Source organism: Parabacteroides sp. AM17-47 (assembly GCF_003434625.1).
Lineage (GTDB): Bacteria > Bacteroidota > Bacteroidia > Bacteroidales > Tannerellaceae > Parabacteroides > Parabacteroides distasonis.
In genome coordinates this window covers 176313-188812 of sequence record NZ_QTLI01000005.1, presented here as the reverse complement: position 1 = coordinate 188812, position 12500 = coordinate 176313, and the positions used below count along the sequence as shown (strand labels likewise).

The following is a 12500-nucleotide window of genomic DNA, read 5'->3' as shown; positions in this document are numbered from 1 at the left end:
TGCGAATTAACAGATGCAAACATTCCTGTGGTTGATAGAAATAGTGTTATAAAAGTTAACTTCATAACTCTTTTTGTTTGATTTTTCATACATTTGTAACTCTTGAATTTGATACTGATGATTTAAGTGCATGTGGTATTGATTCTTTCCGGGGAGTGTTGCCGCATTTCCCGGTTTTTATATACCGTTTCTTTTTTGATATTTTTTATCTCATAGGCATACATGATTTATAAGGTTAACATTCTGTTCTTACTTTATGATTATTAGATTCTTATCGTCATCTTTGATGTATGTGAATTTATGTTTTAACTGAAGTACTTTTAATACATGCTCTATTCCATCTTGAATACGAAATTTGCCGGAATAGTGATGTTTCAACAATGAGGGACGTTGGATCTCAATCGTAGTATCATAATAAAGTTCTAGTTTCTTTATTAGATCTTGGATTGATTCATTCTCAAAACAGAACAGGCCTTCTTTCCATTTAAAATAGTCGCTATTATTAATTGTAGATTTCTTGAGCATCCTATTCTCTATACTAACGATTTCATTAGGCTTGAGTTGTAATCCATTTCTTAAATTAGGGGAACTGATTTTTACACTACCCTTTAAAAGGGCGGTTTCGAACAAGGATGTGTTATGGTAAGCTTTTACATTGAACTCTGTACCTAATACTTGAACATCATGATTTTGGGTATGTACGGTAAATGGACTATTTTCATTGTGCTGGACAGAGAAGTAACCTTCGCCGTCTAATTCCACGTTTCGGGTGTTTGCGCTGAATTGTTCAGGAAATTTTAGGGTTGAGCGAGAGTTTAGCCATACATGCGTACCATCGGCTAAGGTGACCTCTGCCCGTTGTCCGGCAGGGACATGAATGGTTTGCATTTGTTTCTTGTTCGATTGTTGTATCTGCAGTTGTTTGCTTCCCCAAAAGCCGATTAGAAAGATGGCTGCGATTTTTAAGATCTCGGCCATTACCTTCCGTATGGAATAATGTACTTTCTTTACGGAATTTGTCTTATCTGTATTGGCTTGCCAGAGTGAAATGTCATATAATTTGCGTAAAACCAGAAATTCACGCATGTTTTCAGGGCTTTCGTCTAACCATGATGCTATTTTCAGTCTTTCTTTCTCTGAAACCTCTCCTTTTATGTATCGTTGTAGTAATTCCTTCATGGTATCTATTAATTTCGCTTTATAAATAATAAACGATGCTGCAAGATAGATCCCTAGTGGAAAAACGAGAAAAGTCAAGAAAAAAGAAAATAGAATAAGGGAAGATAATCTTTTAGATTGATACGTAATATTTTTAAAGTCTTGGTAATGTGGTATTCTACTCCTTTTACGGAGAGGTTGGTTTCTATAGCGATTTCTTTCACTGTTTTGTTTTCGAAACGACTCATCTCGAATATCCTGCGAGTTTGTTCGGGCAATGATTGTAGGGTGCGCTGAAGGATTGTGCGTATCTCTTCCCGGAAAATTTCTTCTGGATCACAAGCCTCTAAAGTGGATATGCGGATACTTAGTTCTCGCTTTTTTATTTCTTCTAGATTTTCGATCGCAGCATCATGTACAGCTTTATGGCGTAAGTAGTCGAGAGCTTTATTTCTCAAGATTGAAAGTAAAAGAGCTTCTGTCGCTTCTCCTTTTTGGGTGGAGATCAGTCTCCAATACTTCACAAGAGAATCGGATACGATATCTTCTGCTATCATATCATCATGTACGTATGATTTAGCGAACATGAACGATCGTTGATAGTTTCGTTCGTAAATAATGTTAAAATTGTCTTTTGCCATTATAAGCTGAGTAATAAAAATAAGATTACATGACTTCTGGAGTAAAACTAAGTTCTTCAAAGTTCCCTAGGAACTATATTCGGTATTTACAAACTACGCTTCTTCCTAATTCACATATTGTATCTACAGAGCGTAAATAGACTAACCGGTGGGACTTTTATGCCCTGAAATCATATAGTTATGTCAATAAAATATAAGACAATATTGATTTAGAATAGAAAAGATTGTGTTTTGCTAAAAGAAATCAATATATTTGCCTTATCTTTTGGAGTTTTAACATAAAAGGCATTTGGCACTAAATAGTCATGAACATAGTTCCTAGGGAACTATTTTCTTCATTCCTACAGAAGACAAAAGTTTCGTGCCGAAGAAACCTTAGTTTCCCTATATAGAAACAAAAGTTTCCTAAGCGGAAAACAAAGGTTTTAGCGGTATAAAACTTTAGTTTTTCATGGATAAAAACTGTATAAGCTTATATGTTAATGTTTTGTCTGTATAAGGAAGAGACCGTATGATGATTGCGGCAAGTGTGGAGAGATCGTTCTGTTTAGAGATAGAAAAGTAGTAAATGATGGTAGATAGGGCCTGATAATTGTAGATGTTTTTTATCTACCACCATAGGCTAAACCGTCTAAAGATAGATGATTACAAGGATAGTTGTAGATGTTGTAGATAAATTGGATATTTTTGAACCTTAGTCAGTAAGAGAGAGTACTGTTCGTGAGTTGATGAAGGAGATCTCCTCATTGGCTATTCGCTTATCTGGATTTGGGAAAATTACGAGATCAAATACGAAACATCCCGTTTCTTTCGTTGTTATATGGAGGATTATCCATATATTTGTAAATAAACTAGGTAAGCTTATGGCAGCGAAGAAAGATAGAGTACTTTGGGCTGATGACGAGATTGATTTGTTGAAACCGCATATCTTGTTCTTGCAGGACAAAGGGTATGAGGTCGTTCCGGTGGTGAGCGGGCAAGACGCTATTGACTGCTGTAAGGAACAATCGTTTGACATTATTTTTCTCGATGAGAATATGCCCGGCTTGACAGGATTGGAGACGCTGTCGCATATCAAGGAGATCGCTCCGAATGTGCCGGTCGTGATGGTGACTAAAAGTGAGGAGGAAAGTATCATGAATCAGGCGATCGGAAATAAGATCGCGGATTATTTGATCAAACCGGTAAATCCCAACCAATTGCTTCTCTCTATCAAGAAGAATGTCCATAAGAACGTGATTATCTCCGAGACGACCACGGTGGGTTATCAGCAGGAATTCGGTCGTATAGGTATGCAAATCAATGATTCCTTGACCACAGACGACTGGATGGAGGTCTATAAGAAACTAGTGTACTGGGAATTGGAACTGGAAAGCAGCCAAGTGGCAATGACAGATATGCTCCGTATGCAGAAGGAAGAGGCCAATAACGCTTTTGCCAAATTCGTGAAGAAGAATTATGTGGACTGGATACAGAATCCGGCCGATCGCCCGTTGATGAGCCCCGACCTGTTTAAGAAGAAGGTTTTCCCAATGTTGGATAATGACGAGAAGGTTTTCTTTATATTGATCGATAATTTCCGGCTGGATCAATGGCGGGTGGTAAAAGAATTGCTTACTGAGTATTTTACGTTTGACGAGAGCTTGTATTATAGCATACTGCCAACCGCCACGCAATATGCCCGCAACTCTATATTCTCGGGCTTGATGCCTTCGCAAATAGAGCAGATGTTTCCGGATTTGTGGGTAGATGAGGAGAGCGAGGAAGGTAAGAATTTGAATGAGGCTCCATTGATTCAAACCCAGATCGATCGGTTCCGTAAGAAATATACCTTCTCATATAATAAAGTACACGATTCCCAATATGGAGAGAAATTGTTGGCTACGATCCCTTCTCTTACTCGTAATCAACTGAATGTGATTGTGCTGAACTTCGTGGATATGCTTTCGCATGCTCGTACGGAGAGTAAGATGATCCGCGAGTTGGCGCAAAGCGAGGCGGCCTATCGCAGTTTGACTAAATCATGGTTCCAGCACTCTTCTACGCTTGAGTTGTTCAAACGAATCGCCGAGCGGGGAGGAAAAGTAATCGTTACGACCGATCATGGAACGATTCGGGTAACGAATCCGATCAAGGTGATAGGTGATAAGAATACGAATACCAATCTACGCTATAAGGTAGGCAAGAACTTGAACTACAATCCAAAAGAGGTATTTGAGATCCGGGACCCGGAAAAAGTAGGGCTTCCCTCCCCGAATCTAAGCAGTAAGTATATTTTCGCCTACGGAGAGAATTTCTTCGCTTATCCGAATAATTATAACTACTACGTATCCTATTATAAAAATACATTCCAGCACGGAGGAATCTCGATGGAGGAGATGTTGGTGCCGTTTATTACGATGGAACCGAAATAAATATCGTTTTTTTGTTCGTGGATGGTAGGTTTTGTTTAATTTTGCGAAAAAAGAAGTATGTTTATCCATAATGAAATACGTAAGAATCTTTCCTTGTTCTCTGATATATGTAAGAATCATGGGATAAAATCGTTGTATGCGTTTGGATCTTCAGTGACAGAGCAATTCAATCCACAGAGGAGTGATATTGACTTGTTGGTAGAGATGGAGGATATGGATCCTTTAGAAAAAGGAGAAAAATTACTTTCTTTATGGGATAAGTTAGAAGATTTCTTTCAAAGAAAAGTAGATCTACTGACTCAGAAAAGTTTAAAAAATCCATTTCTTTTAGAGAATATAGATAAAACAAAAATTCTATTGTATGACAATGAAAGAAAAGAAGTATTTGTCTGACATGATGAGGGCGATAAGCTTGATCGAATCGTTTACCGCAAATACTAGATCTTATATGGAGTATACAGTGGATCTAAAGACGCAAAGTGCGGTGGAAAGGCAATTGGCCATTATAGGTGAGGCTCTAAATCAATATGACAAACAACCGGAACGTATATCGCTAAACAATACACGGAAAATAGTTGGTTTTCGTAATCGGATTATACATGCTTATGACAGCTTGGATGACACATTGGTTTGGGCGATAGTCGTTAATCATCTGCCGGCCTTAAAAAGTGAAGTGAAAACATTATTGGAAAATTGTTAAGTTAGATAAGATGAGCACACTGAAAATAGAAAGTTTGGATAAGATCCATGAGGCGGCTAAGGAGTTTATCGCCGGGATGGATGATCGTACGGTCTTTGCCTTCTATGGTCCGATGGGGGCCGGTAAGACTACCTTTATCAAGGCGATCTGTGAGGAATTGGGTGTGGAGGATGTGATCAACAGTCCCACATTCGCTATTATCAATGAGTACCGTAGCGATACGACGGGAGAATTGATTTATCATTTTGATTTTTACCGGATCAATAAATTGAGTGAGGCGGAGGATATCGGAACAGAAGACTATTTCTATAGCGGAGCTTTATGTTTTATTGAATGGCCGGAGAAAATAGATGAGTTGTTACCCGGAGATGTGGTAAATGTCACGATCTCGGAGAATCCGGACGGTTCACGTACTGTAGAGGTTAAGTAAGTCTATGGATCCTTCCGAATACTTTATCTTATCCTTGTTTATCGCTTTGGGATTGTTCTCAATCGTAGCGGCGATCTGTAATTTTGATTGGTACTTTAAAACCAGCGGGGCGATGACTTTCGTGAACTGGTTCGGTCGTGGCGGCGCACGTATCTTCTATGCGTTGTTGGGAATCGGGCTGATCGCTTGTGGGGCGCTGGGACTTATGTATTGGTGATAAAAAGTAAATTATACTTACTTGTCCTAGTAAGTATAATCAAAATGCCTAAGTAAGTATAACTTCGTTGTCTGATGAAGTTATACTTACTTTGAAAAAGGCCTTATTCCGCTAATTGGAAATCGAGTTGCTTACGTTCCAGATTCGCTTGCGCTACTTTGATAGTGATAGGGTCTCCCAAACGATATTGACGTTTCTTGCGACGGCCCAATAAACAATAATTCTTCTCATCAAACTCATAGTAATCGTCATCCAGATCACGGATAGGTACGAGTCCCTCGCATTTATTCTCGTTCAGTTCTACGTAAAGTCCCCATTCGGTGACACCGGAGATAACGCCGTCGAATACCATGCCGAGCTTATCCTGCATGAATTCTACTTGCTTATATTTGATGGATGCACGCTCTGCGTTGGCGGCGACTTGCTCCATGTTGGAACAATGATCGCATAAATCCTCATACTTCTTTTGTATAACGCTACGGCCACCAGCTAGATAACGTTCCAGCAATCGGTGTACCATCATATCCGGATAACGGCGGATAGGAGAGGTGAAATGTGTATAGTATTCGAAAGCCAAGCCATAGTGGCCGATATTCTCCGTGGAGTAACGGGCCTTTTGCATGGCACGGATCGCCACTGTCTCGATCAAGTTCTCTTCCGGCTTTCCTTGTACATTGTCCAATAAGGAGTTGATTCCTTTGGAGACATCCGTCTTCGTGCCGTCTGTTTTCAACTTATAGCCGAAGCGACGGATAAAAGAGGCGAAATTCTCCATTTTATCTGGGTCCGGAAGCTCATGGATACGATAAACAAATGTCTTCTTAGTCTTTCCTTTAGGAGGACGGCCCACGAACTCTGCTACGGTACGGTTTGCCAATAGCATGAACTCCTCGATTAACTTATTAGCGTCTTTTGAGACCTTGAAATAAACACGGACTGGTTTCCCTTGTTCGTCGATCTCGAATTTAACCTCATAGCGGTCGAAGTTGATAGCGCCACTCTTGAAACGACGTTCCCGCAATTTCTTGGCAAGGTCGTTCAAGGCTAGAATCTCCTCTTTATAATCTCCCTCGCCGGTTTCGATCACCTCTTGTGCTTCCTCATAGGTAAAGCGGCGGTCGCTCTTGATGATCGTGCGGCAGATCCGGGAGTTTTGTACCACGGCATCGCTATTTAGTTCGAAGACAGCGGAGAAGCATAATTTTTCCTCGTCGGGACGTAAAGAGCATATTTGGTTACAAAGTCGCTCAGGAAGCATCGGTATCGTACGGTCTACCAGATAAACGGAAGTCGCACGGCTTTGCGCCTCTTTATCGATGACACCATCCGTTTTCACATAATGTGTTACGTCGGCGATATGTACGCCAACCTCCCAGTTCCCGTTATCCAAACGGCGTGCGGAAAGGGCGTCGTCGAAGTCTTTCGCGTCCTTCGGGTCGATCGTGAAGGTTGTTATCCCCCGGAAATCCTCCCGGTTCTCAATTTCCTCCGGAGAGATCGCTTCCGGGATCTTATCCGCCGCTTTTTCTACCGAGGAAGGATATTTGTAAGGCAATCCGAATTCGGCAAGGATCGCGTGCATCTCGGCGGTATTCTGTCCGGCGATACCTAATATATCGATGACCTCACCCAGTGGATTCTTGGCTTCATCCGGCCATTCCACGATACGTACGATCGCTTTGTCGCCGTTCTTGCCCCCTTTCAGTTTATCCTTAGGGATGAAAATATCGTTAGCCAACGTCTTGTTTTCCGTAATCAAGAAGGCAAAGCCTTTAGCTACTTGAAGTTTACCTACGAAAGTACGCTCCTTGCTCTCAAGGATTTCCACGACCTCACCTTCCGGCTCGGCACCTTTACGTTTGGCGAAAAGCTGTACTTTCACTTTGTCTCCATCCATGGCATGCCCGGAATTACGTTCAGCGATAAATACCGGCGTACCTCCGTCTTCAGGGATGAAAGAATTCTTTCCATTGCTGCGGCGTGCGAAAGTTCCTACGGCTAGGGTTCCCAATCCGTTGAGACGGTAACGGCCACGGTCGATCTCGGTGATGATATCCTCGGCGGACAAGTCATACAGGATGTCTACCACCTGCAATTTCTGCACTTGGTTCTCGACTCCGATGATCTTGCTGATTTGTTTATAGTTGAAAGGTTCCTTGGGAGAGGATTGGAATACGGAAATGATGGCTTGGATCATCGCTTCTTTTTTCATACGTTTACCAACACCCTTTTCCTTTTTTCCTTTTTTCTCCTTATTGTTATCTTTTTTTGCTGGTCTATTCTTTGCCATTCTGTATAATTATTTGCATTTGTTTTTGTGGAGACGGGGCACGCCTCGTCTTTTGCACGCCATGTCTACAAAGGAAACAATTTAAATTGATATTTGGTTGACAATTGTGTTAATTAGATTTATTAAGCTCGCGGATTCTTAATGGAAACAATTCGCCGGCACCCCTTTCGCTCCGGGCTTGCAACAGAATACGCTACCGCTTAGTGGATATTCCTCAAGCTGTTCCTCACTCAATCCGGCACGGGCAGTCGTTATATAAAGCGTGTCGAGCTTATCCCCTCCAAAAGCGCATGACGCTACGTGGGGGGCCGGTACGACAATTTTTGTCAACAGGTCGCCGGTATAGGGATTGTAACAATAAACACCGCCACCTCCCCATTGAGCCACCCAAAGGTTGTCGTTGCAATCTATCGTCATTCCATCCGGGGAGCCGGTGCCCTCGGGTATATTTACGGCTACGCCATCGTACAATATGTCACCGGAGCTATCGTCATACCGGAAACGTATGATCTTACGGGTAGGTGTGTCGTTGTAATACATGTATTTCTTGTTGGCGGACCATACGATCCCATTGGAGATCGTGACTTTTGTCAACTTTGTTTCGACGGTTCCGTCTGCCCATACACAATAAAGGCTGGCAGCCCCTTTAGGCGCGCCAAATCCCATGGTGCCGATCCATAAGCGTCCGGACGGGTCGCATTTCCCATCGTTGCAACGAATCTTCCCGTTATTGTCCGGGATTGGGGCGATAGATGCCGTGTTCCCATCCGTTAGGTTTACACGTATGATCTCGTTTTGTAAAGCGACGACTACCGTACTGTCCGTTTCCGGTACGACGGTAGAGACCATGCGGTCGAACTGCCATGAACGGCAGTTTTGCAAGTCCGGTATATACTCATATAACGTCTTTCCTTCAATATCTACCCAGAAAAGTGTATTGCGATCGGGATGCCAAATCGATCCCTCCCCTGTAGTAGCTTCCGCCCGAAACGCCAGATCGGGGCTGATTATAATAGGATCGTTTATACAAGAGGTTCCTTCAAACATGATAAATGCCAATATTAATTTAATAACTATTTTTTTCATGGTATGCTATGAATCTGAGTTTACAAAGGTATAAATTTGTTTTATAATGCCATGATAAAAGATTATTTATGTAACTTTGCCGCTTAAATAAAATTACCGATGAGCGTAGAGATAAGAGAAGTTACCAGTAAGAAGGAGCTTAAGAAATTTGTCAAGTTCAATATCGAATTATACAAGGGTAATCCCTATCACGTACCGGGTTTAATAGAGGAAGAGATGATGACGCTGGATAAGAAGAAAAATCCGGCGTTCGAGGTGTGCGACGCTATTTACTTCCTTGCCTATAAGGACGGGAAGGTGGTAGGCCGTATCGCTGGTATGGTGAATCGCCCGAGTAACGAGGCTTGGGGACAGAAACGTGCCCGCTTTGGTTTCGTTGATTTTATTGATGATGACGAGGTGGTTGATGCCCTTTTCGGTGCTGTCGAGAAATGGGCCCGCGAACAAGGCATGGAGGAGATCCACGGTCCGATGGGCTTTACCGATATGGATCACGAGGGTATGTTGATCGAGGGTTTCGATCAGATCGGTACGATGGCTACAATTTATAATTATCCCTATTACCCCAAGCAAGTGGAGCGTATCGGATACGGAAAGGATCAAGATTGGCATGAATTTAAGATCTATATACCGGATGGCGTTCCCGAGAAGCATTTGCGTATCGGCGAGATCGTGAAGAAGAAATACGGATTGAAGGTGCTGAAGTTCAAGAACGCTAAGGAGATTATGCCTTACGCCCGTCCGGTATTCCATACATTGAACGCGGCTTTCGCTCCCTTGTATGGTTTCGCGCAATTGACCGAGAAGCAGATCGATTATTATATCAATATGTATATCCCTATGCTGCGTTATGATTTGGTAACGCTGATCGTAAGGGAAGAGGATAATGCGGTGGTTGGCTTTGGCATCTCCCTGCCCAACCTATCGAGAGCCTTACAAAAGGCTCGTGGGCATATGTTACCCTTCGGGTGGATTCATTTGCTGAAAGCGTTGAAGAGCAAACCGAAAGTAATCGACCTGTATTTGACAGGAGTCTTGCCGGAATATCAAAGTAAAGGCGTGAACGCTTTATTATTTAATGACTTGATTCCTGTCTATAAGCGTATCGGTGCCGTTTACGCCGAGAGTAACCCGGAGCTGGAGACGAATAGCGCCGTACAAGCGCAATGGGATTATTTTAAGCGAGAGCATCATAAATCAAGAAGAGCATATATTAAAAAGTTATAAGAGATATGGATGAGCTGAATTCAACGATACAACAACCTACGGAATATAACGATGATGACATCAAGACACTGGACTGGATGGAGCATATCCGCCGGCGTCCCGGTATGTATATCGGAAAACTGGGGGACGGTAGCTATGCCGATGATGGTATCTATGTGTTGTTGAAGGAGGTGCTGGATAACTCTATCGACGAGTACATGATGGGGTATGGCAAAAGTATCGAGGTGACTATCGAGGAAGGTACGGTAGCCGTACGGGATTATGGCCGTGGTGTCCCTCTGGGTAAAGTCGTGGATGTGTCTAGCAAGATGAATACCGGCGCTAAATACGATAGCAAGGCGTTTAAGAAATCCGTGGGTTTGAATGGTGTGGGTATCAAGGCTGTGAATGCCTTGAGTAGTTATTTCTTGATAACCAGCTACCGTGACGGAGAGTGTAAGCGGGTGGAATATAGTAAAGCGATCGTCACGGAGGAATCGGATATCCAACCGACCGGGGAGGCGAACGGTACGCAGGTGTTTTTTGTCCCGGATCGGGAGATCTTTAAGGATTATCATTATAAGGACGAGTTTATCGAGGGGCTATTAAAGAACTATGTCTTCTTGAACTCGGGACTTTCCATTATTTACAACGGCAAGCGTTTCTATTCCCGCAACGGTCTGGTGGATTTGTTGAACGAGAATATGACCACCGAGCCTCTTTACCCGATCATCCACCTGAAAGGGGAGGATATAGAGGTGGTTATCACGCATAGCAACCAATATGGAGAGGAATATTATTCGTTCGTGAACGGCCAGCATACCACCCAAGGCGGTACGCACCTTTCCGCTTTCAAGGAGTCTGTAGGTCGTGTCATCAAGGAATATTACAATAAGAATTTCGAGTATTCGGATATTCGTGCGGGTATCGTGGCCGCTATCAGCATAAAAGTGGAGGAGCCTGTATTCGAGAGCCAGACAAAGACCAAGCTCGGCTCGAAAGATATAGGACCGGACGGCCCTACGGTAGCGAAGTTTATCGGTGATTTCATCAAGAATGACCTGGATAACTATTTGCATAAGAATATGGAGACTTCGGAGCTTTTGCTGAAGAAGATCTTGGAGTCCGAGAAAGAGCGCAAGGCGATCGCCGGTGTTACGAAGCTGGCCCGCGAGCGTGCGAAGAAAGCGAATTTACATAATAAGAAACTAAGGGATTGCCGGATTCACCTGACCGATTCGAAAGGGGATTTGCTAGAGGAAAGCAGTATCTTTATCACGGAGGGTGACTCGGCTAGCGGTTCTATCACGAAGAGCCGTAACCCGAATTACCAAGCTGTATTTAGTTTGAGGGGTAAGCCTTTGAATAGTTATGGCTTGACAAAGAAGATCGTTTACGAGAACGAGGAGTTTAACTTGCTTCAAGCGGCCTTGAATATTGAGGATGGCTTGGAAGGTTTGCGGTATAATAAGGTGATTATCGCGACAGATGCCGACGTGGACGGGATGCATATCCGTTTATTGTTGATTACCTTCTTCTTGCAATTCTTCCCCGATTTGATTAAGCGTAATCATGTTTATATCTTGCAAACCCCATTATTCCGAGTACGTAACCGGCAGAAGACGTGGTATTGTTATTCAGAGGAGGAACGCTTGGCTGCCATAGCCGCTGCCGGGAAGAATCCGGAGATCACCCGATTCAAAGGTCTGGGAGAGATCTCTCCCGATGAGTTCAAGCATTTTATCGGCAAGGATATACGCCTTGATCCGGTGACAATGAAGAAAGAGGACCTCGTGAAAGATATGCTCGAGTTCTATATGGGGAAGAATACCATGGAGCGACAGAACTTTATTATCGATAACTTAGTGGTTGAAGAAGATGTCATCAATTGAAAATAAACGTATTGCGCTTTTTCCCGGTACCTTCGATCCTTTTACGATCGGGCATCAATCCTTGGTAAGGCGTGGGTTGGAACTGGTGGACGAGATCGTGATCTCGATCGGTATCAACGATAAGAAGCTTACCTATTTCTCCTTGGAGAAGCGGATGGAAGCGATCTGGAATCTATACAAGGATAATCCAAGGGTGAAAGTCATGTCATATAATCAATTGACGGTGGATTTCGCTAAAGAGGTCGGAGCCGGCTTTATCTTAAGAGGAATCCGTACGGTCAATGATTTCGAATATGAGAAGACGATCGCGGACGTGAATCGTAAGTTGACGGGTATCGAGACTTTTATCTTGTTTACGGAACCGGAGCATACGCATATTAGCTCAAGTATTGTCCGTGAGTTGTTACGCTACGGCAAAGACATTTCCCAATTCGTCCCTAAAGAGACGAGATTGTATTGAAAATTA

12 protein-coding genes are annotated in these 12500 nt (G+C 42.9%); 8 read left to right on the top strand and 4 right to left on the bottom strand.

Going from position 1 to position 12500, the window contains the following annotated elements:
- Window positions 1-249: 249 nt before the first annotated feature.
- Window positions 250-1179, bottom strand: a complete 930-nt coding sequence (locus DW205_RS05415; protein WP_005867307.1) for a FecR family protein — start codon at window positions 1177-1179, stop codon at window positions 250-252.
- Between the two features lie 74 nt (window positions 1180-1253).
- The gene (locus tag DW205_RS05410; RefSeq protein WP_005867309.1) at window positions 1254-1799 is read right to left on the bottom strand and encodes an RNA polymerase sigma-70 factor; all 546 of its coding nucleotides are present in this window, start codon (window positions 1797-1799) and stop codon (window positions 1254-1256) included.
- A gap of 863 nt (window positions 1800-2662) precedes the next feature.
- On the opposite strand from DW205_RS05410, the gene DW205_RS05405 reads away from it, so the two are divergent.
- From DW205_RS05405 to DW205_RS05385, 5 genes are read left to right on the top strand one after another with little or no spacing between them, the layout of a single operon-like run.
- On the top strand, window positions 2663-4213 hold the full coding sequence (locus DW205_RS05405; protein WP_005867323.1) for a PglZ domain-containing protein: 1551 nt from the start codon (window positions 2663-2665) through the stop codon (window positions 4211-4213).
- A gap of 57 nt (window positions 4214-4270) precedes the next feature.
- The gene (locus DW205_RS05400) at window positions 4271-4606 is read left to right on the top strand and encodes a nucleotidyltransferase family protein (RefSeq protein WP_005867324.1); all 336 of its coding nucleotides are present in this window, start codon (window positions 4271-4273) and stop codon (window positions 4604-4606) included.
- Entirely contained in the window at window positions 4575-4913 is a 339-nt protein-coding gene (locus tag DW205_RS05395; RefSeq protein WP_005867325.1) for a DUF86 domain-containing protein, read from the top strand. Before DW205_RS05400 ends, DW205_RS05395 begins: the two co-directional genes overlap by 32 nt.
- A gap of 10 nt (window positions 4914-4923) precedes the next feature.
- Window positions 4924-5343 (top strand): tRNA (adenosine(37)-N6)-threonylcarbamoyltransferase complex ATPase subunit type 1 TsaE, encoded by a 420-nt coding sequence (gene tsaE / locus DW205_RS05390; protein ID WP_005867326.1) that lies wholly within the window; start codon window positions 4924-4926, stop codon window positions 5341-5343.
- A 4-nt stretch (window positions 5344-5347) separates the two neighbouring features.
- Window positions 5348-5560 (top strand): immunity 17 family protein, encoded by a 213-nt coding sequence (locus DW205_RS05385; protein ID WP_005859813.1) that lies wholly within the window; start codon window positions 5348-5350, stop codon window positions 5558-5560.
- A 103-nt stretch (window positions 5561-5663) separates the two neighbouring features.
- On the opposite strand, the gene rnr is transcribed toward DW205_RS05385, so the two are convergent.
- Window positions 5664-7850 carry a ribonuclease R gene (rnr, locus tag DW205_RS05380; protein WP_005867327.1) on the bottom strand — a complete coding sequence of 729 codons (2187 nt, stop codon included), beginning with the start codon at window positions 7848-7850 and terminating at the stop codon, window positions 5664-5666.
- Window positions 7851-7988: 138 nt separating this feature from the next.
- Window positions 7989-8897, bottom strand: coding sequence for an SMP-30/gluconolactonase/LRE family protein (locus DW205_RS05375; RefSeq protein ID WP_005867329.1), 909 nt, complete (start codon window positions 8895-8897; stop codon window positions 7989-7991).
- Window positions 8898-9035: 138 nt separating this feature from the next.
- Here DW205_RS05375 and DW205_RS05370 point away from each other — a divergent pair, with 138 nt between their 5' ends.
- Genes DW205_RS05370 through coaD form a run of 3 tightly spaced genes read left to right on the top strand, consistent with a single transcriptional unit; the run spans window position 9036 to window position 12494 of the window.
- Entirely contained in the window at window positions 9036-10163 is a 1128-nt protein-coding gene (locus DW205_RS05370) for a hypothetical protein (RefSeq protein ID WP_005859806.1), read from the top strand.
- 5 nt (window positions 10164-10168) lie between these two features.
- On the top strand, window positions 10169-12034 hold the full coding sequence (locus tag DW205_RS05365) for a DNA topoisomerase IV subunit B (protein ID WP_005867331.1): 1866 nt from the start codon (window positions 10169-10171) through the stop codon (window positions 12032-12034).
- Entirely contained in the window at window positions 12021-12494 is a 474-nt protein-coding gene (coaD, locus tag DW205_RS05360) for a pantetheine-phosphate adenylyltransferase (protein WP_005859804.1), read from the top strand. Before DW205_RS05365 ends, coaD begins: the two co-directional genes overlap by 14 nt.
- Window positions 12495-12500 lie beyond the last annotated feature (6 nt).

What these genes read in the sequence shown, in the direction of transcription:
- DW205_RS05410 (WP_005867309.1), bottom strand. Translation starts at nt 1,799, where the DNA reads ATGGCAAAAGACAATTTTAACATTATTTACGAACGAAACTATCAACGA.
- DW205_RS05370 (WP_005859806.1), top strand. Translation starts at nt 9,036, where the DNA reads ATGAGCGTAGAGATAAGAGAAGTTACCAGTAAGAAGGAGCTTAAGAAA.
- DW205_RS05405 (WP_005867323.1), top strand. Translation starts at nt 2,663, where the DNA reads ATGGCAGCGAAGAAAGATAGAGTACTTTGGGCTGATGACGAGATTGAT.
- coaD (WP_005859804.1), top strand. Translation starts at nt 12,021, where the DNA reads ATGTCATCAATTGAAAATAAACGTATTGCGCTTTTTCCCGGTACCTTC.
- DW205_RS05375 (WP_005867329.1), bottom strand. Translation starts at nt 8,897, where the DNA reads ATGTTTGAAGGAACCTCTTGTATAAACGATCCTATTATAATCAGCCCC.
- DW205_RS05365 (WP_005867331.1), top strand. Translation starts at nt 10,169, where the DNA reads ATGGATGAGCTGAATTCAACGATACAACAACCTACGGAATATAACGAT.
- tsaE (WP_005867326.1), top strand. Translation starts at nt 4,924, where the DNA reads ATGAGCACACTGAAAATAGAAAGTTTGGATAAGATCCATGAGGCGGCT.
- DW205_RS05385 (WP_005859813.1), top strand. Translation starts at nt 5,348, where the DNA reads ATGGATCCTTCCGAATACTTTATCTTATCCTTGTTTATCGCTTTGGGA.
- DW205_RS05400 (WP_005867324.1), top strand. Translation starts at nt 4,271, where the DNA reads ATGTTTATCCATAATGAAATACGTAAGAATCTTTCCTTGTTCTCTGAT.
- rnr (WP_005867327.1), bottom strand. Translation starts at nt 7,850, where the DNA reads ATGGCAAAGAATAGACCAGCAAAAAAAGATAACAATAAGGAGAAAAAA.
- DW205_RS05395 (WP_005867325.1), top strand. Translation starts at nt 4,575, where the DNA reads ATGACAATGAAAGAAAAGAAGTATTTGTCTGACATGATGAGGGCGATA.
- DW205_RS05415 (WP_005867307.1), bottom strand. Translation starts at nt 1,179, where the DNA reads ATGAAGGAATTACTACAACGATACATAAAAGGAGAGGTTTCAGAGAAA.